The 18440-nt window shown below is 73.2% G+C and carries 17 protein-coding genes; 10 read left to right on the forward strand and 7 right to left on the reverse strand.

The features are described from left to right. Positions 1-16: 16 nt before the first annotated feature. The 3 genes from ABT118_RS16210 to ABT118_RS16220 form a co-directional block, all read right to left on the reverse strand. Entirely contained in the window at positions 17-1654 is a 1638-nt protein-coding gene (locus ABT118_RS16210; protein ID WP_350668955.1) for an ABC-F family ATP-binding cassette domain-containing protein, read from the reverse strand. 141 nt (positions 1655-1795) lie between these two features. Next, positions 1796-2191 carry a hypothetical protein gene (locus ABT118_RS16215; RefSeq protein WP_350668956.1) on the reverse strand — a complete coding sequence of 132 codons (396 nt, stop codon included), beginning with the start codon at positions 2189-2191 and terminating at the stop codon, positions 1796-1798. 178 nt (positions 2192-2369) lie between these two features. Beyond that, a complete protein-coding gene (locus ABT118_RS16220) occupies positions 2370-2717 on the reverse strand; it encodes a hypothetical protein (protein WP_350668957.1) in 348 nt (115 codons plus the stop codon). A 515-nt stretch (positions 2718-3232) separates the two neighbouring features. Here ABT118_RS16220 and ABT118_RS16225 point away from each other — a divergent pair. From ABT118_RS16225 to ABT118_RS16235, 3 genes are read left to right on the forward strand one after another with little or no spacing between them, the layout of a single operon-like run. Next, on the forward strand, positions 3233-4840 hold the full coding sequence (locus ABT118_RS16225) for an ABC-F family ATP-binding cassette domain-containing protein (RefSeq protein WP_350668959.1): 1608 nt from the start codon (positions 3233-3235) through the stop codon (positions 4838-4840). A gap of 54 nt (positions 4841-4894) precedes the next feature. Then, a complete protein-coding gene (locus tag ABT118_RS16230; RefSeq protein WP_350668961.1) occupies positions 4895-5122 on the forward strand; it encodes a hypothetical protein in 228 nt (75 codons plus the stop codon). After that, positions 5119-5496 carry a toxin Doc gene (locus ABT118_RS16235; protein WP_350668962.1) on the forward strand — a complete coding sequence of 126 codons (378 nt, stop codon included), beginning with the start codon at positions 5119-5121 and terminating at the stop codon, positions 5494-5496. Before ABT118_RS16230 ends, ABT118_RS16235 begins: the two co-directional genes overlap by 4 nt. Positions 5497-5554: 58 nt before the next feature. Here the strand turns inward: ABT118_RS16235 and ABT118_RS16240 are convergent, their stop codons facing one another. Further along, positions 5555-7531: a carbohydrate binding domain-containing protein gene (locus ABT118_RS16240; protein WP_350668963.1), complete on the reverse strand. Its 1977-nt coding sequence runs from the start codon at positions 7529-7531 to the stop codon at positions 5555-5557. Positions 7532-7651: 120 nt separating this feature from the next. Between ABT118_RS16240 and ABT118_RS16245 the strand changes: the two genes are divergently transcribed. The 3 genes from ABT118_RS16245 to ABT118_RS16255 all read left to right on the forward strand — a co-directional run bounded on the left by ABT118_RS16245 (position 7652) and on the right by ABT118_RS16255 (position 9809). Then, positions 7652-8722 (forward strand): substrate-binding domain-containing protein, encoded by a 1071-nt coding sequence (locus ABT118_RS16245; protein ID WP_350668964.1) that lies wholly within the window; start codon positions 7652-7654, stop codon positions 8720-8722. Between the two features lie 323 nt (positions 8723-9045). Continuing rightward, positions 9046-9426, forward strand: a complete 381-nt coding sequence (locus ABT118_RS16250; RefSeq protein WP_350668965.1) for a hypothetical protein — start codon at positions 9046-9048, stop codon at positions 9424-9426. Further along, the gene (locus ABT118_RS16255; RefSeq protein ID WP_350668966.1) at positions 9423-9809 is read left to right on the forward strand and encodes a hypothetical protein; all 387 of its coding nucleotides are present in this window, start codon (positions 9423-9425) and stop codon (positions 9807-9809) included. Before ABT118_RS16250 ends, ABT118_RS16255 begins: the two co-directional genes overlap by 4 nt. Before the next feature lie 48 nt (positions 9810-9857). Here the strand turns inward: ABT118_RS16255 and rox are convergent, their stop codons facing one another. Further along, positions 9858-11285, reverse strand: a complete 1428-nt coding sequence (gene rox / locus ABT118_RS16260) for a rifampin monooxygenase (protein WP_350668967.1) — start codon at positions 11283-11285, stop codon at positions 9858-9860. A gap of 248 nt (positions 11286-11533) precedes the next feature. Between rox and ABT118_RS16265 the strand changes: the two genes are divergently transcribed. Beyond that, entirely contained in the window at positions 11534-12442 is a 909-nt protein-coding gene (locus tag ABT118_RS16265; RefSeq protein ID WP_350668968.1) for a DUF4232 domain-containing protein, read from the forward strand. 7 nt (positions 12443-12449) lie between these two features. Here the strand turns inward: ABT118_RS16265 and ABT118_RS16270 are convergent, their stop codons facing one another. Together ABT118_RS16270 and ABT118_RS16275 are read right to left on the reverse strand one after the other, a co-directional pair. After that, positions 12450-13193 carry a sugar phosphate isomerase/epimerase family protein gene (locus ABT118_RS16270; RefSeq protein WP_350668969.1) on the reverse strand — a complete coding sequence of 248 codons (744 nt, stop codon included), beginning with the start codon at positions 13191-13193 and terminating at the stop codon, positions 12450-12452. Further along, a complete protein-coding gene (locus tag ABT118_RS16275; protein WP_350668970.1) occupies positions 13190-15061 on the reverse strand; it encodes a DUF2264 domain-containing protein in 1872 nt (623 codons plus the stop codon). The genes ABT118_RS16270 and ABT118_RS16275 overlap by 4 nt, the downstream gene beginning before the upstream one ends. Positions 15062-15296: 235 nt before the next feature. On the opposite strand from ABT118_RS16275, the gene ABT118_RS16280 reads away from it, so the two are divergent. The 3 genes from ABT118_RS16280 to ABT118_RS16290 are packed head-to-tail and all read left to right on the forward strand — an operon-like array spanning position 15297 to position 18438. Then, on the forward strand, positions 15297-16631 hold the full coding sequence (locus ABT118_RS16280) for an ABC transporter substrate-binding protein (RefSeq protein ID WP_350668971.1): 1335 nt from the start codon (positions 15297-15299) through the stop codon (positions 16629-16631). Beyond that, complete coding sequence (locus tag ABT118_RS16285) at positions 16628-17542, forward strand: carbohydrate ABC transporter permease (protein ID WP_350668974.1); 915 nt, start codon at positions 16628-16630, stop codon at positions 17540-17542. Before ABT118_RS16280 ends, ABT118_RS16285 begins: the two co-directional genes overlap by 4 nt. Continuing rightward, the gene (locus ABT118_RS16290; RefSeq protein ID WP_350668975.1) at positions 17539-18438 is read left to right on the forward strand and encodes a carbohydrate ABC transporter permease; all 900 of its coding nucleotides are present in this window, start codon (positions 17539-17541) and stop codon (positions 18436-18438) included. The genes ABT118_RS16285 and ABT118_RS16290 overlap by 4 nt, the downstream gene beginning before the upstream one ends. The last annotated feature ends 2 nt before the right edge of the window (positions 18439-18440 follow it).

Raw genomic sequence — 18440 nt, forward strand, 5'->3', positions numbered from 1 at the left:
TTCCCCGACGCCGGCGCTACAGCTCCTGGACCCGGCCGCCGGCGACCTCGAGGCGGCGGTTGACCGTCACCGCCTCCAGCATCCGGCGGTCGTGGGTGACCAGGAGCAGGGTGCCGGTGTAGGAGGCGAGGGCGGACTCCAACTGCTCGATGGCGGGGAGGTCCAGGTGGTTGGTGGGCTCGTCCAGGACCAGCAGGTTGACGCCGCGGCCCTGGAGCAGGGCCAGGGCCGCGCGGGTGCGCTCGCCGGGGGAGAGGGTGTGGGCCGGGCGCAGCACGTGGGCCGCCTTGAGACCGAACTTGGCCAGCAGGGTGCGGCCGTCCTCGGGGGAGAGGTCGGGGACGGCGGCCTGGAAGGCGTCCAGCAGGGGCTCTTCGCCGAAGAACAGGCCGCGGGCCTGGTCGACCTCGCCGACCAGCACGCCGGAGCCCAGGACGGCGCTGCCGTCGGTGAGTTCGAGCCGGCCGAGCAGGGCGGCCAGCAGGGTGGACTTGCCCGCGCCGTTGGCGCCGGTGATGGCCACCCGGTCCGCCCAGTCGATCTGCAGGTCGACCGGGCCGAAGGAGAACCCGCCGAGCTCGGCCTTCGCCCCGCGCAGGGTGGCGACCACCGAGCCGGAGCGCGGGGCGGCGGCGATCTCCATCCGCAGGTCCCACTCCTTGCGCGGCTCCTCCACCACGTCCAGGCGCTCGATCATGCGCTGGGTCTGGCGGGCCTTGGCGGCCTGCTTCTCGGTCGACTCGGACCGCATCGCGCGCCCGATCTTGTCGTTGTCGCTGGACTTGCGGCGGGCGTTGCGCACGCCCGTCTCCATCCAGCCGCGCTGCATCCGGCCCCGGGCCTCCAGGCCCGCCTTGGTGTCGGCGTACTCCTCGTACTCCTCGCGCGCGTGCCGGCGGGCCACCGCGCGCTCCTCCAGGTACGCGTCGTAGCCGCCGCCGAAGTGGTTCACCTGCTGCTGCGCCAGGTCCAGCTCCAGCACCCGGGTGACCGTGCGGGTGAGGAACTCGCGGTCGTGGCTGATCAGTACGGTGCCCGCGCGCAGGCCCTTGACGAAGGACTCCAGCCGCTCCAGGCCGTCCAGGTCCAGGTCGTTGGTGGGCTCGTCGAGCAGGAAGACGTCGTAGCGCGAGAGCAGCAGCGAGGCCAGCCCGGCCCGGGCGGCCTGGCCGCCGGAGAGGGCGGTCATCGGCAGGTCCAGGCTCACCGTCAGCCCGAGCGAACCGGCCACCTCCTCCGCGCGCTCCTCCAGGTCGGCGCCGCCGAGGTCCAGCCAGCGGTCCAGCCCGGTCGCGTACGCGTCGTCGGCACCGGGCCGGCCCTCGACCAGGCCCTCGGTGGCCTCGTCCAGCGCGGCCTGGGCGGCGGCCACCCCGGTGCGGCGGGCCAGGAAGTCGCGCACCGACTCGCCCGGGCGGCGCTCCGGCTCCTGCGGCAGGTGGCCGACGTTGGCGGTGGGCGGGCTGAGCTTGAGCGAACCGCCCTCGGGAGTGCTCAGACCGGCCATCAGCCGCAACAGGGTCGACTTGCCCGCCCCGTTCGCCCCGACCAGGCCGACCACGTCGCCGGGGGCGACGACCAGGTCCAGGCCGGAGAAGAGGATGCGGTCGCCGTGGCCGGCGGAGAGGTCCTTGACTACGAGAGTGGCGCTCATGATGCCCCCGATCCTAATTCGTTGACAGCGGATCGGTGGAGCCAGGGGGCTTCGGTCGGGTCGTTCGACCGCCGGGACCGTGACGCCTACCCCGATCCGGGCTCCCCCCGGGGGGCTGCCGCACGGGCCGGAGACCGGTGATCACTCCTCCGGCGCCCGCACCCACGGGGCCAGGCGTTCGCCAGGCGCCAGCTTCCCACGCCAGTACCGGAAGACGATCCCCTGGACGACCTCCAGCCGCCCGGCAGCGATCAGCCCCGACGCGGGCTCAGCGCCCCCCGCATCGGCCTCGAACGCCACCAGCACCGCGGGTGTCCCCTCGACCTGCCGGGACACGGTCCGGACCTCGTCCGGCGTCGGCCTGCGGAACACCGGATCGTGGAAGCGCGGCGGACACATGACGAAGACCGGGTCGTCGAAGACCAGCTCCAGGCCGTGGTGGTACGACAGGTCATAGCCCGCGCCCAGCCGCAAGCAGCCGGCGTCCCAGGCAACGACGTCCCAGTCCCACCAGGACCCCTCGGGAAGTTGGATCACGAGCCTGCCCCCAAAAATCGAACGATCAGGCAGGCTACCCCGGGGCCACCGCCGTCGACTTGACCGCTTGCTGCAGGGAACTCGACTGCAGGGGAGCCGAGTTGCCTTTCCAGGTCCCGACCGAGCGAGGAGAAGAACCGCCTCGCCAACGCAGCCTGATCACGGAGAGCTTGGTCGGCTACCGAACGACGCAGATCTCCGGCATCGGCAGGCGCCACTCACCCAGCAGATCGACGAGCACCCGACGGGCCAGCTCCCGCGCTTGACCCCAACCCGGATCGACCGCCATGGCCTCCCGGCGCCACCGATCCGAGTTCTCCTGGCCGCTCATCCCGGCGAAGATCGCATCAATCGCTCGCAGGTCGGGGAGCACCTCACGGCTGACCTCCCCGTCCTCGACCAGGCTCTCGGCCATGCGGAAGGCATGGTCGAAGTCCAGGGCAACCTCATCCGGCAGGACACCGTGCTCGTCCACCCAAGCCAACTGAGCCGACGGATCAGCCGCCACCATGGTCAGCGACTCCACAAGCAAACGCCTTCGAAGCGAAGGACCGGGGCTCCTCATCCGAGGATCGTCGCACGCTCCAGCGCCGGCCGGATATCGGGAACACGAGATCGACCCCGTGGATCCCAAGGACACGGGGGAGGCGGTCGGCCAACTGCCGTAGACCTCGAACGGAGCCGTACCGGCCTGTCGGTCAAGCCCCAGGTCGTGCCAGATCGCGCGGAGGACGAGCGGCCGCACCCACGCACGTGCTCTCTGGCACACGGGTCCGGAAAACCCTTTGCGGGTGGTCCGGTGTCCGCCTACCTTGGAGATCGCCCCGCACACGTGATGCCAAGACTCACGTGCCCCGAAGACTGGAGAAGGCCGTTGCTCTACTGAGGTCCGAGACACCGCTCCCGCTGACTTCCTTCGCGGGCGTGCGTGCGTGACTTCGGTGGTGAGCTCCCTTCTCGTGGTGCATCCCCCTTCCGTAGCGCAGCGGTGTCTCCCCGTGCTCGTTCCCATCACGGCGACCACCTCCCGGGAGGCCATCCATGGCGCAACCCAGTACTTCCATCCGCTGCACCGACCTCGGCTTCGAGTGGCCGGACGGCCGCAGCGTGCTGCACGACTTCCAGCTCGTGGTCGGCCCCGGCCGGACCGGGCTGATCGGCCTGAACGGGGCCGGCAAGTCCACCCTGCTCCGGCTGCTCGCCGGGGAGCTCGTCCCGACGTCGGGAGGCATCCGGATCGGCGGCGAACTCGGTTATCTGCCGCAGGACTTGACCCTCGACACCACCCAGCGGGTGGATCAGGCGCTCGGGATCAGGGCGGCCCGCGAGGCGCTGCACGCGATCGAGGCGGGCTCGGTCGAGGAGCGGCACTTCACCGCGGTCGGCACGGACTGGGACGTCGAGGAGCGCGCCACCGCCACGCTGGCGAAGCTCGGCCTCGGCCGGCTCGGCCTGGACCGGACGGTCGGCGGGCTCTCCGGCGGCGAGGCGGTGCTGCTGCACCTGGCCGCGCTGCTGCTGCGCCGCCCCGACGTACTGCTGCTCGACGAGCCGACCAACAACCTGGACCGGCGGGCCCGTTCACTGCTGTACGAGGCGGTGGCGGGGTGGCCCGGGGTGATGGTGATCGTCAGCCACGACCGCGAACTGCTCCAGCACGTCGACCAGATCGCCGACCTGCGGGACGGCGCGGTCACCTGGTACGGCGGCAACTTCGCCGACTACGAACGGACGGTGGAGGCGCAGCAGGAGACCGCCGAACGGCTGCTCCGGGCGGCCGAGTCGGACGTGCAGCGGCAGCAGCGCGATCTGGTCGACTCCCGGACCAGGCGGGAGCGCAGTGCCAGTTACGGCAAGCAGCGCGCGGTGCGGCGCAATGATCCGAAGGTCTTCTCCGGCAAGCTCAAGCGGCAGGCCCAGGAGACCGCAGGACGGCTGAACGGCATGCACACCGAGCGGCTGAACGAGGCGAAGGAGAAGCTGGCCGCCGCCGAGGAGGCGGTCAGGGACGACGCCGAGATCCGGATCGACCTGCCCAGGACGGCCGTCCCGGCCGGGCGGACGGTGCTCAGCCTGGACCAGGTCCGGCTCGCGTACGGCAGCCGGGTCAGCCTGGAGCTGCGCGGGGCGGAGCGGATCGCGCTGGTCGGGCGCAACGGCTCCGGCAAGTCGACCCTGCTGCGCACCATCAGCGGTGAACTCCGGCCGCTGGAAGGGGAGATCACCGTACCCGTGCCGGTCCGGCACCTGCCGCAGCGGCTGGACCTGCTGGACGACGCGCTCTCGGTGGCGGGCAACGTCAAGACCTTCGCCCCGTCGGCGGGGGACAACGCGATCCGGGCCCGGCTGGCCCGGTTCCAGTTCCGCGGCGACCGGGCCGACCAGCGGGCCGGCACGCTGTCGGGCGGTGAGCGGTTCCGGGCCACCCTGGCCGCGCTGCTGCTGGCCGACCCGCCGCCGCAGCTGCTGCTGCTGGACGAGCCGACCAACAACCTGGACCTGGCCAGCGTGCGCCAGCTCACCCAGGCGCTGGCCGGATACCAGGGGGCGCTGATCGTGGCCAGCCACGACCTGCCGTTCCTGCGCGGGCTCGGCCTCACCCGCTGGCTCGAACTCGACGGCGGGCTGCGGCCGGTCGAGCCGATGTGACGGGATCCGCCGGAGGGGTACTGCTGCCGGTACCCCTCCGGTACCGTGAGCTCCATGCCAGCGCTGAACATCGAGTACACCGAGCTCGAACTCGCCGCGATCCGCGCGGCGGCCGCCGCCGACGGCAAGAGCGTGAAGGCGTACGTGCACGACCTGAGCGTCCGCGAGCAGCAGCGCCGGACGTTCGTGGAGCACGCGGTGGCGTTCTGGAACGAGCACCTGGACGAGTTCGACGCCGCCTTCCCGGAGGACTCGCCGGCCGGCAAGGACTCCGCCGCGTGATGACCGTGCTGCACGTGGACATCCGGTGGCTGCTCGACGTCCAGGAGCAGGCCTACCCCGAGGACCTGACGGTCCGTGACTACTCCGCCCTCCAGGCCGCGGTGGCCCGGCACCGGGTGAACACCGCCCAGCTCGGCCACGACGCCGACCCGGCCTGGTGCGCGGCGGCGCTGATGCACACCATCGTGCAGCTTCGCCCGCTGCCGGTGCGCAACAACCTGTACGCCTGCATGACCACGGCCGCGTACATGCACGCGGCCGAGGAGGGGATCGACCCGCCGTACGGCGCACTGGTCGAACTGGCCCGGGACGTGGCGGAGTTCAACGCCGACGTGTTCGTGGCCGCCGACCGCATCCGCTCCTGGCGGATCTGACCCGCCAGGAGCGGACGGCCCGCCAGGAGCGGACGACCGGTCAGGCCGGTCAGGCCGGTCAGGCCGGGACGACGGTCACGTCGTCGCACCAGGCGTAGCCGGTGCCGCTGCGGGCGTAGCAGTAGATCCGGGCGCTGGTGGCGCCCGGTCCGGTGGTGAAGGTGGTGCCGCCCGCGGACCAGTCGGTGGTGGTGAAGGCGGCCCGGGTGGTGGAGCCGAGGGCGTCGTACTGCTTGACGCCGAGCGAGAGTTCGGTGCCCGCCGCGGAGACCCGGCCCCAGCCGGAGAGGCGGTAGGTGGTGTTCGGGGCGAGGGTGACGACCTGCTCGGCCGCCGCCTGGGCCGGGCCCACCTTGACGGCGCGGGTGCCGGAGTGGGCGGTGGTGCTGTCGACCGTGACGCCGCCGTAGGAGGTCCAGGGGGAGAGCGTGCCGGTCTCGAAGCCGGGGTTGCGGACGGCGTTGGCCGGTGCGCAGGAGGTGTCGTCGAAGGCGGCCGCCTGCTGGAAGCCCCGGTCCGGGCGGCAGACGGCGGGGACGGGCGAGCCGAAGAAGTCCTGCCCGCCGTTGCCGGCCACCGCAGCCCCGGAGCCGCGGGCGGGGGAGCCGGCGCCGAGCCGGTAGTCCGCCGGGGTGCTGCCGCCGGGGTTGCCGAAGGCGGGGTCGGTGGTGAGCTTCTCCGGGTCGGCGGGCTCGTTGGCCGGGTGGTTGCCGTAGAAGGTGTTGGCGGCCCAGGTGTAGTCGGCGGGCTGGTAGGTGTTGCTGCCGAAGCCGCTGTACCCGCCGGTGCCGAGGTTGTGGAAGACATTGCCGGACAGCCGGGTGGCGGTGGTGCCGGAGCCGTCCTGGATCACCGCCGTGGTCGAACCGGTGGGCAGGTAGACGGTGTTGTTGTACATCTGGGCGTTCTTCTCGCCGACCGCGAACAGCCAGCGGCTCCTGTCGGCCCGGCTCAGGTTGTACCGGACCACGGTGCCGGTGCTGCTGGAGCCCGCGCCGCAGGCCCCGCAGAACAGCATGAAGCCGCCCTCGTTGTCGTGGCTGTCGTTGTACTGGAACAGCGCCCCGGTGTTGCCGTAGTCGGAGTCGAAGGCCATCCCGTCGTTGTTGTCGGAGAGCCTGCGGACGTGGTGCACCTCGTTGTACTGGATCGTGGTGCGGTCCGAGTTGATGGTCCAGATCCCGGCGTTGGAGCCCATCGGGCGCATCGCGATGTCATAGGCGGTGTTGTGCTCGACCAGCGCCTGGTCGGCGGCCCGGACCACGATGCCGTCGCCGCCGGTGTCGTTGACGGTGTTGCCGCGGAAGACCAGCCGGGTGCTGGCCCGCCAGTTCACGGTGGAGCCGCAGCCGTCGCCGGTGCCGTAGCTCGGGCGGCACATCCAGGTGGAGCGGTTGGTCAGGCCCTCGCGGTCGACCCGGGAGATCTGCGAGTTCTGCACCAGCACGTCGTCGAAGTTGGTGGGGGTGGTGGTGCCGGAGACCCGGAACTGGATGCCGTTGCTGAACTTGGTGGCGTCGCCGTTGACGTCGTGGACGTAGACGTCGTCGACCAGGTAGTGGGTGCCGACGCCGTCGGCCAGGTCGGCGACCTCGACCAGCAGGCCGTTGCGCTCGCGCTTGGTGGCGGCGGGGTCGGGGAAGGTGATCTCCAGGTCGCGCAGCTCCCACTGCTCGACGTTGTAGAGGTGCACGGCGGCCTTCTCGGCCGAGGCGGGATCGCCCTGGACGATCGGGCGGGCGGTGCCCGGGCCGTACGCGGCGAGGGTGACCGGTGCCCCGGCGGCGCCGGAGCCCTGCGGCCTGAGGGTGCCCAGGCAGGTGGCGCCGCGCTTGAGCAGCAACCGGTCGCCCGGGCCGAAGACATGGGCGTTGGCGGCGGCGAGAGCGTTCCAGGGCGCGGCGGCGGTACCGGTACCGTTGGTCGCCGCGGCGCAGTCCAGGTAGCTGGTGACGGGGGTGGCGGCCACGGCCTGGCCCGGCAGGGCGGCGGCGGTGAGCGCGAGGAGGGTGAGGGCGGTGCGGGGCAGGAGCATGGGTGGGGTGACTCCCTGAGGGACGATGAGATCGTACGAGACCGTTAGATCAATCGGCGATCGAATGATACAAAGTGATCAGGCGGTCGGAACAGACCCGTGCACGGGGAAAGGGAACCCATGACCATCTCTGCGGAGGAACGGCGGGCGCGCATCACCGAGGCCGTCCGCGACCTCGGCACGGTCCGCGTGGTGGACCTCGCGGCCCGGCTCGGCATCCCCGCCGTGACGGTCCGCCGCGACATCGCGGCACTCGCCGAGAGCGGCCGGCTCAACCGTTCGCACGGCTCGGTCTCGCTCGCGGCCGCGGACTCCGGCGCCCCGGCCGGCATCGCCGACAGCGAGCGGGTGATCGGCATGCTGGTTCCCACGGTCGGCTCGTACTTCGACGAGGTGATCGCCGGTGCCCGCGCCGCCGCCGGAGCGGCCGGCGCCAGGCTGGTCCTCGGCATCGCCCCGTACGAGGCGGGCAACGACCGCGAGCAGGTCGAACGGCTGCTGGAGTCCGGCGTGGACGGCCTGCTGCTCACCCCCAACTGGCAGCCCGGCAGCCGACCCGAGCAGACCGCCTGGCTCGGCGACCTGCCCGTCCCCGCCGTGCTGGTCGAGCGCCGCGCCGCCCCCGAGAGCCCCGGCGCCGAACTCGACTCGGTCTCCTCCGACCACCGGCACGGCGTCCTGCTGGCACTCCGTCACCTGGCCGGGCTCGGCCACCGGTCGGTCCTGCTGGCCGCCCGCGAGGACACCTGGACCGCCCACCAGGTCCGGACCGGCTACGCCGAGGGCACCCGCCTGCTCGGCCTCGCCCCTCAGCCCGTGATCGACCTGCACCGCCCCGGCGGCGGCCCGGCCGACCCCGGCTCGGTCGCCGACCTGATCGCCGCCGCGGCCCGGCGCGGCACCCGCGCGGTGCTGGTGCACAACGACCAGGACGCCATCCAGCTCCCGCCGCTGCTGCGGGCCCGGGGCCTGGACGTGCCCGCCGACGTCGCGCTGATCTCCTACGACGACGTCTTCGCCGCGCTGGCCGCCCCGCCGCTGACCGCCGTCGCCCCGCCGAAGCGGGCGGTCGGCGGGGCCGCACTGGAACTGCTGCTCCGGCGCCTGGCCGACCGGACCGGGCTGCCCGCCCACCACATCGAGCTGCTGCCCGGTCTCAAGATCCGTACCTCCTGCGGGGGCGAGGCCTGAGCCGGCCGGGGCCGGGGTGACGCCCGGGCGTCCCGTGCGCGGGGGCTGACGCGGTGTCACCCGTGCGGGTGCGCTGTGCGCCGGGGGCGTGCGGGAGCTGACGTGGCGTCACCCGTGCGGGTAGCGCGGCCCGGGAGCGGGCGCTCCCGGCGGGGTGCCGCCGCACAATCGGCCGGATGGACGACCTCCCCGGCTGCCCGCCGACTCCGCCGCCCCCGCCGTGCCCACCACCACCACCGCCCCCGCCCCCGCCCGAACTGCCGTGTCCGACGCCGACGCCGACAGTGACGCCCACGCCGATACCGACGCCGACGCCCACGCCGGTGGAGTCCGGTCCGCCGCCTTCGGCCGCACCGATCCCGACCCCGACCAGCGCCGTCGTGGTGCCGGCACCGGCGCACCAGCCGTCGGCGAAGGCGGTCCGGCCGAAGCCGCCGCCCGCCGCCGTGCAGGCCGCCGCACCCGAGCCGACGGCGGTGCCCCAGGCCGTCGCGCCGGTCGCGCCCGCCACCCCGCCGCCGGTGCTGCCGTCCGCGACGCACAGTGTGGTGGCGGCCCCGCTGCCCGTCCCACCGGCCCCGGGCGCTGCCGCTCCCGGGATCGACCCGGTGGTCTGGTCGGTGGTGCTGCTGATGGTGATCCTCGTCCCCGCCGCCCTGGCGGCCCTGCTCCAGCCCCTCCAGCGCTCCGGGAGCCGCTCGTGAACATGCTCGCCCTGCTCGGGGCCCTCGCCGCCCTGGTCATCGCCGTGATCGGCCTGGTGGTCGCGCACCGGCTGCGCCCCGCCCTGCCCGAGGGCGAGCCGGCCCCCGAGCCGCATGCCGTGCTGCTGAACATCGGCTCCGGCCTGCTGTCCGGATTCGTCCTGCTCACCGGCTTCCTGGTCGCCACCGGCTGGGCCGCCAGGACCACCAACATCCTGCCGCCGTTGGGCCTCTACGCGGCGGACGTCTGCGCCGCGATCGCGGTGCTGCTCTACCCCGCCCTGGCCGGCCTCCCGCTCACCGCCCGCCACGTCACGGCCGTGGCCTTCTTCGGCGCCCTGGTCGGCTACACCCTCACGGCGGCGATCCAGCTCCGCCCCTGAGCGGCCTGGTTGCGGCCGGGCCCGGGCGGACCGGACCCGGCGACGGGCTCAGGCGGTGGCGGTGCCGAACCACCTGGGCAGGTGGTCGAGCAGGTCCTGCTGGTCGTCGCCGACCCAGGCCACATGGCCGTCCGGGCGCAACAGGACGGCGGGGACGTCCAGTTGCCCGCTCTCGTCGACGACGTGGTCGACCCGGTCGGCCCAGCCCCGGACCGAGAGGCGGCCGGTCCGGTCGAGCAGCAGCCCGCGGCCGGCGTGCATCAGGCCGTAGAGATGACCCTGCTTCAGCTCGATGTCCCGCATCCGGCGGCCGAGCAGCTGGTGGCCGTCGCCGAGGTCGTAGCGGACCCCGATCGCGGTGATCTTCTCGATCAGGTACCGGTTCACCTCCTCGAACTCGACCAGCTCCGCCAGCAGTCGGCGCACCGCCTGGGCGCCCGGCGCGGGCGACATCAGCTCCATCTGGGCCCGGGTGTTGTCCAGGACGGCGGCGGCCACCGGGTGCCGCTCGTCGTGGTAGCTGTCCAGCAGCCCCTCCGGTGCCCAGCCGTTGACCGCGGCGGCCAGCTTCCAGCCGAGGTTGAAGGCGTCCTGGACACCGAGGTTGAGGCCCTGGCCGCCGGTCGGCGGGTGGATGTGCGCGGCGTCGCCGGCCAGCAGGACCCGGCCGACCCGGTAGCGCTCGGCCAGCCGGGTGGCGTTGCCGAAACGGGAGAGCCAGCGCGGTGAGTGCACCCCGAAGTCGGTGCCCCCGAAGGCCCGCAACTGCTGCTTGAACTCGTCCAGCGTCGGCGCGGCGGTCCGGTCCTCGGCCACCCCCTCGGCGGGTACCACGACGCGGAACGTCCCGTCCGCCAAGGGCATCGCGCCGAACCGCAGTTGGGTCTTGCGGACCTCGGCCGTCACGGCAGCCAGCGTCTCCGGCGACGCGGTCATCTCCATCACGCCCAGCAGCGTCTCGACCGTGGAGGGCTCACCCGGGAAGCCGACGCCGAGCAGCTTGCGCACCGTGCTGCGCCCGCCGTCGCAGCCGACCAGGTAGCGCGAGCGCAGCTGCGTACCGTCGGCCAGCCCGACCGTCACCCCGTCCGCGTCCTGGCTCAGCCCGACCAGTTCGCAGCTGCGCCGGAGCTCGGCCCCGAGCTCCAGGGCGTGCTCGGTCAGCAGCCGCTCGGTGACCTCCTGCGGAATGTGCAGGACGTACGAGTGCGCGGTGTCCAGCTCCTCGGGCCAGGAGGTGCCGAGGCCCGCGAAGAAACCGCCGACCCTGAACTGCTTGCCGAGCGCCAGGAACCGCTCCAGCAGGCCGCGCTGGTCCATCACCTCGACGCTGCGGGCGTGCAGGCCCTGCGCGCGGGACTGCCGGGTCGGCTCCGCCTCCTTGTCCAGGACGACCGCATGCACTCCGTGCAGCCGCAGCTCGGCGGCCAGCATCAGACCGGTCGGTCCGCCGCCGGCAACGATGACGTCAATCATGAGAACCGCCCCATTCAGCAGGCAAAAGCACCTGTACTACGCAAATCCGTGATTTCCCCGGATTCCGGCTTCGAGCGGAGATTCTGCCCCACCACCGGGGCCTTGCGGCAAGGCCCCGGGGGCGATATAAGTTGAGAGTGGCAAGGAGTGGACGAGCTCCTTGCCATCGCTGTTTCTGTGACCGGGCTGTTGCCGGCCGTGTGAGCGCAGTCACGGCGGCTGACCTGCCGTCATGGTCAGCTGGGCGGATGCGTCGTTCACTTCCTGTCCTCCTGGCCGCCGGACTCCTGCTGCTCACCGCGTGCGGCTCGCAGGCGGGCGGCCCGCGGGCCGCCGTCGCGCCGAGCGGTACCTCCGCCTGCGGCGTCCCGATCGGCGGGTCGCCGTCGGTGCGGCCCGGAAGTCCGTCCGAGCGGGAGCGGGACGGGGTCAGGATCACCGGTATCGGCCCGGCCTGCGCCGAGTTCGAGGTGACCAACCGGGAGAGCGAACCCCTCAGCTACACCGTCACGTTCACGCACCTGTCGGCCTCCGGCGCGGCCCAGTCGACCAGCACCGAGACGGTGCCCGCGGTTGCGCCCGGCCGGACCGTGGGCGGCACGGTGGCGCGGGCCGGAATGGCGGCCGGGTCGGGCGGCACCGGGCGGGTGGCGATCGCGACGGTGCGGAGCGTGCCGACCGCGGAGTCGAGCGAGCCGGGGGTCTGCCCGCCGTCGGGGATGCGGGTGTCGGCCGACCGGGGTGACGCGGCGATGGGGCTGCGCGCGGTCGGGCTGCACCTGGAGAACTGCGGGACGGGCACCGTCGAGCTGAACGGCTACCCCGAGCTCCAGGTGGTCGGCCAGGACCACAAGCCGGTCGACGGCGTGCAGATCCTGCACGGCGGCAGCGCGATCTCGACCGGCGCCGGGGCCGACGACCCGCCCCGGCCGCTGGCGCTGAAGCCGGGCGAGCGCGCCTACGCCGGTCTGGTCTGGCGCAACACGGTGGAGCTGGGCCAGGCCGACCCGGTGAACGCGCCCTACCTGCGGGTCCGGGCGAAGGCGGGCGCCGCGCCGGTGATGGTGGTCCCGGAGCTCGACCTGGGCACGACGGGCCGGCTCGGGGTCGGCGCGTGGACCGTGGACCGCAGCCCGGTGGCGCCCGCCCGCCCCTGACCCCGCGTCAGGGCAGCCGCGGCAGCCGGGCCAGCAGCGGGGCGAACGGTGCGGCGGCCGGGTGCCAGGGGGCCTCGTACTCCCAGGAGACCCAGGTGTCGGCGGGCAGCAGCCGGAGGCAGTCGTCGATCGGGAGCAGGCCGGCGCCGAGCGGCAGCGGGGTGAGGTCGTCGGGGGAGGCGACGTCCTTGATCTGGACGTAGCCGAGGCGGGGGGCCAGCGCGGCGTACGAGGCGGCGGGGGACTCGCCGGCCAGCCAGGTGTGCAGCAGGTCCCAGAGCCCGCCGACGGCAGGGGAGTCGACCGCTTCGGCGATCCGGGCGACGTCGGCCCCGGCGCGGTGGGTGTCGTGGGTCTCGATCAGCACCCGGACGCCCAGCCGGGCGGCTTCCGGCGCGGCGGCGGCCAGGCGGCGGACGGCGGTGGCGTCGTCGCCGCGCGGGAACACCCGGACGTACGGGGCGCCGAGGTCGGCCGCCAGCCGTACGTGGTCCAGGAGTTCGGCGAGGACGGCGGCGTCGTCACCGGGCGCGGCGATCCTGACGTAGGAGCAGACGGTCAGCGGCCGGACCCCGGCGGAGCCGAACTGCCGGACGGCGGCGGCCCGTTCGGCGGCGGTGAGGCCGAGGTGGACCGGCTGGCCGGGGGCGCAGCGCAGCTCCACCCCGGCCCAGCCGTGGTCGGCGGCGAGGCGGAGCACCTCGGGCAGCGGGGCGTCCGGGAGGCCGAGGGTGGAGAAGGCCCAGTTCACGACCGCACCACCGTCACCTTTTCCGCCGTCAACTCGGCCCGGTGGCAGGTGCCGTCGGGCCAGGTCACCTCCAGCCGGGCGCCGTCCACGGAGACGCGGAGGCCGGGGAAGCCGTCCGGCGCGGAGCGTCCGAGCCGGGCGGCGCAGACGAACAGGCCGGCTCCCACCGCTCCGGTGAGGGCGGGCAGGGCGCCGACCGGGCCGAAGGCCGTACCGTCCGGCAGTTGGTGCACCGTGGCGGGGCCGAAGCCGTGCAGGGGGCGGAGTGCGGAGCAGAGGCCGTCCCCGGTGCGGGCCCAGGCGGTGCCGTCGGGGGTGAGCGCGGCGTCGACGGAGCTGCCGGCGACGGCCCAACCGCCTTGGTGCACCTCGGTTCCGGGGTCGGCGCCGGTGACCAGGTGGGCCCGGATCTCGTCCACGCCGTGGGCCAGGGTGAGCGAGGTGACGGTGCTGCCGGGCCGGGGGGTGTGGGCGGAGGCGGCCCAGCCGTCGCCCGCGCCGAGCGGGGTGATCCGGCCGCGGTCGCTGACCGCGCCGTCGGTGACCAGCCCGAAGTGGTTGTCGGGCAGGGCGGTGGAGGGCCCGGTCGCGGTGGAGTGGGCGAGCCGGGCGTACAGCGGGTCGTCGGCGTGCACCGAGTCGGCCGGCTGGTCGTCGCTGCCGTGGTTGTGCAGGCGCACCACGCCGTCCTCGGCGGTGGACTGGATCAGCCAGCCGGGGGCGGGCAACGGGTGGACTGCGGAGGCGAGTTCGGCCGGGGCCGGCTCCTCGGTGGCGGTCCAGACCGGGTGGGTGGGCGGCAGCAGCAGGCCGACGAAGCCCTTGCTCGCCCAGTACGGCGAGGCGGGCCCGGAGTAGCCCTGGACCAGCGGCGGGTAGGGGCCGTACCAGCCGAGCGTGAGCAGGCCGTCGGGGCTCACCGCGCCCCGGTCGAGGAAGTGCCGCAGCGCGCCGGAGGCGATCCGCCGGGTGGTGCCGGGGGAGAGCGGGGTGCGGTCGGCCAGCGCGCCGGCCCAGAGCGGGGCGGCGGCGGCGAACCGGTAGCTGAGCGAGCGGCCCTGGTGGACCGGGGCGCCGTCGCCGCCGAAGGTGCGGGCGTAGCCGGCCAGGTGGGCGGCCAGCCGGTCGCCGTAGCGGGCCAGCAGCGGCCGGTCGGCCGCCAGGTGGGCGTGCAGCACGGGGTAGAGGTGCAGGGCCCAGCCGTTGTAGTGGTCGAAGGCGCGGGGACGGCCGTCGGTGTACCAGCCGTCGCCGAGGTACCACGGCTCGATCCGCTCCAGGCCGCGGGCGACGGCCCCTTCGTCCGGGTACCCGGCCTCGGCCAGGAAGCCGCCGACGGTGAGCGGGAAGAGCCACCAGTTGTTGTCGTTGGGCTCCCGGCGGACCGCCTCGCCGAGCCAGGCGGCGGCCCGGTCCCGGACGGCGGGGTCGAGCCGGTCCCAGAGCCAGCGGCGGGTCAGCCGGAGTGCGAGGGCGATCGAGGCGGCCTCCACCATGGCCTGGCCGCGGTCGGTGATCACCGGCCAGGCCTCGGGGTCGCCGTCCAGGGAGCGCTCGGTGGTGGGGGAGCGGGTGCCCGCCGCCAGGCCCGCCGCGTACTGCTCCAGCAGCCCGGCCGGGTCGGCGCCGTCGGCCCCGGCCACCCGGAAGGCGGCCAGCAGGAAGGTGCGGGCGTACCCCTCCAGGCCGTCCGAGCGCGGCCCGGACCAGCTGGCGCGCGGCCCGGACAGGTTGATCAGCGCCCGGCCCGGGCTCGCGTACGGGCGGACGGCGGCCAGCAGGCCGTCGGCGACGGCCTCCCAGTGCGCCCGGGTCCAGCCGGTGTGCGGGCTGAGCTCGCGGTCCTCGGGTGGCAGCAGGAAAGGCATGGCGGGAGTCCTCCGTCCGGGGTACCCGTCGAATCTAGGAGGGCGCTGATCATGCGTCAAGGACCGTGGATCGAATGATCTGTCGAGAGATCAAGTCAGATCATTTGATCTCAATCCCTTGACTCCGATCGCCGGTCACCCCAAGATGGCGATCACACCTCGTCAGATCGTCGTAAGCAAGGCGATCCAGGGTCAAAACCGGCGTATCGATCCCCCCTCGCACAGGAGCCGTGCCATGCCCTCTTCCCCCACCCGCCCCCGCAGAGCCCTCCTCCTCGCGGCCGCCTCCGCACTCTCGCTCTCCCTGGCCGCCGCCTGCGGCAGCAGCGGCAGCGGGAACCAGGCGAGCACCGAGGCCGGTGACGGCAAGCCCGTCACCCTCACCTTCTGGGGCTGGGCCAAGGGCACCAAGGACGTGGTCACGGCCTTCAACGCCTCGCACCCGAACATCCAGATCACCTTCGAGGAGATCCCGTCCGGCAACGCGGGCGGTTACGCGAAGATCGCCAACGCGGTGAAGGCGGGCAACGCCCCCGACGTCTTCAACGTCGAGTACCCGCAGCTGCCGGACTTCGTCAGCCAGGGCGCGGTGCAGGACATCTCCAAGCTGGTCACCGCCGACCTGAAGGCCAAGTACCTGCCGCAGTCGATCGAGCTGACCACCCTCGGCGGCAAGAACTGGGCGCTGCCGCTGGACGCCGCCCCGCAGGCCTTCTACTACCGCAAGGACCTGTTCGAGAAGGCCGGCGTCACGGTGCCGAAGACCTGGGACGAGTTCCGCACCGCCGCCGAGAAGCTCAAGCAGGCCGACCCGAACACCCGGATCGCCACCTTCTTCCCGGACGACCCGAGCACCTTCGAGGCGCTGTCCTGGCAGGCCGGCGCCAAGTGGTTCGGCACCCAGGGCGACAGCTGGAAGGTCGCCCTGACCAGCCCGGAGACCACCAAGGTCGCCGACTACTGGCAGAAGCTGGTCAGCGACGACCTGGTCCGCTCGATGCCCTCGTTCAGCCAGCAGTGGACCGCCTCGCTGCAGAAGGGCGAGACGGCCGGCTACCTCGGCGCCTCCTGGGGCGGCGGCGTGCTGAAGTCCTCCGTCCCGGACGGCGCCGGCAAGTGGGCGGTCGCCCCGATGCCGAGCTGGGACGGCAGCCCGGCCAGCGGCATGCTCGGCGGCACCACCTTCGCGGTCTCCAAGGACAGCAAGCACGCCAAGGCCGCGGTCGAGTTCGCCACCTGGGCCACCACCACCCCCGAGGGCATCAAGGCCCGGATCGCCTCCGGCACCTCCTCCGCCTACCCGGCCGCGCCCGAGCTGATCCCGGTCGCCAAGGCCGCCTTCGACACCGCCTTCTACGGCGGCCAGGACATCTACTCGGTCTACGTCGACGCGGCCAAGTCGATCAAGCCGAACTGGAGCTGGGGCCCGGCGATGGGCGCCACCAACACCTCGCTGAAGGACGCCTTCGGCAAGCTCGGCAGCGGCGGCACCATCGGCCAGGCGGCCGACGGCGCGCAGAAGGCCACCGTCGCCGAGCTGAAGAACCGCGGGCTCAAGGTCGCCGAGTGACCAGGCCGAACACCGGCCGGCGGGGCAGGTACGGGGCGGCCGGCACGCTGCTCGCCCCGTTCCTGGTCCTCTTCACCGCCTGCACGCTGATCCCGATCGGCTACGCGCTCTGGCTCAGCCTCTTCACCGAGCGCAGCTCCGGCCTCGGCTTCGGCGGCGCGGAGTCCGTCTTCACCGGCCTGTCGAACTACACCCGGGCCCTCGGCGACGAGGCGTTCCGGGCCGGGTTCCTGACCACCGCCCAGTACTGCCTGCTCTACATCCCGCTGATGGTCGGCCTGTCGCTGCTGCTGGCCCTGCTGCTGGACTCGGCGCTGGCCCGGGCCCGCCGGTTCTTCCAACTGGCGCTGTTCCTGCCGCACGCGGTGCCCGGCATCATCGCCGCGCTGATCTGGATGTACCTCTACACCCCCGGCATCAGCCCGGTGATCAGCGCGCTGGACGCGGTCGGCTCCCAGCCCGACCTGCTCGGCAGCCCGCTCCCCGCCGTGGTCAACATCGCGCTCTGGGAGTGGACCGGCTACAACATGGTGATCTTCTACGCCGCGCTCCAGGCCATCCCGCGCGAGGTGCTGGAGGCCGCCGTGGTGGACGGCGCCGGGCCGCTGCGCACCGCGCTGAACATCAAGATCCCGCTGATCCGCGCCTCGCTGACGATGGTCGGGCTGTTCACCCTGATCGGCTCGCTCCAGCTGTTCACCGAACCGGTGATCCTGCACGGCGTCTCACCCGGCGTCACCAGCACCTGGACCCCCAACATGTACGCCTACACCGCCGCCTTCGAGCGCGGCGACTACGGACTGGCCGCGGCCTCCTCGGTGCTGCTCGCGCTCACCGCCGCCGCGCTCTCGTTCGTGGTCACCTGCCTCGGCCGGGGCCGGTCCGGCCGAAGGACGGAGGTCACCGGATGACCACCCTGCTCTCCCCGCCCCGCCCGTCCGCCACCAGGCCCGCGCCGCAACGCCCGCGCCGCCCCTGGTCGCTGTCGAAGGCCGCCGTCAACGGCGCCCTGGTGCTGGCCACCGGCTACACCCTGCTCCCGCTCGGCTGGCTGCTCACCGCCTCGGCCAAGAACACCGGCGACCTGATCGGCGGCCGGACGCTCACCCCGGACCGCTGGAACCTCGGCGCCAACCTGAGCGCACTGGCCTCGGCCGGCGACGGCATCTACTTCCGCTGGTACCTCAACTCCCTGCTGTACGCCGGAATCGGGGCGCTGCTCTGCGCCTTCGTCTGCGTCTGCGCCGGGTACGCCTTCCACGTCTACGCCTTCCCCGGCAAGGAGAAGGTCTTCGGCCTGGTGCTGCTCGGTGTCCTGGTGCCGACCACCGCGCTCGCGCTGCCGATGTACCTGCTCGCCTCCGAGCTGCACCTGGTGAACACCTTCTGGGCGGTCTTCATCCCCTCCCTGGTCAACCCGTTCGGGGTGTACCTGGCCCGGGTGTTCTGCGCCGGGTACGTCCCCGGCGAGGTGCTGGAGGCGGCCCGGATGGACGGCGCCGGCGAGCTGCGCACCTTCTGGTCGATCGGGCTCAAGATGGTGATGCCCGGCTTCGTCACGGTGTTCCTGTTCCAGTTCACCGCGATCTGGAACAACTTCTTCCTGCCGCTGGTGATGCTCTCCGACAACACCCTTTTCCCGGTCAGCCTCGGCCTGTACAGCTGGAACGCCCAGACCCGCGCCTTCCCCGAGTACTACCCGCTGGTGGTGATCGGTTCGCTGCTCGCCGTCGTCCCGCTGGTGGTCGCCTTCGTCGCGCTCCAGCGGCACTGGAAGGCCGGGCTCACCGCCGGGAGCGTCAAATGACC

Source organism: Kitasatospora sp. NPDC002040 (assembly GCF_040296785.1).
Classification (GTDB): domain Bacteria; phylum Actinomycetota; class Actinomycetes; order Streptomycetales; family Streptomycetaceae; genus Kitasatospora.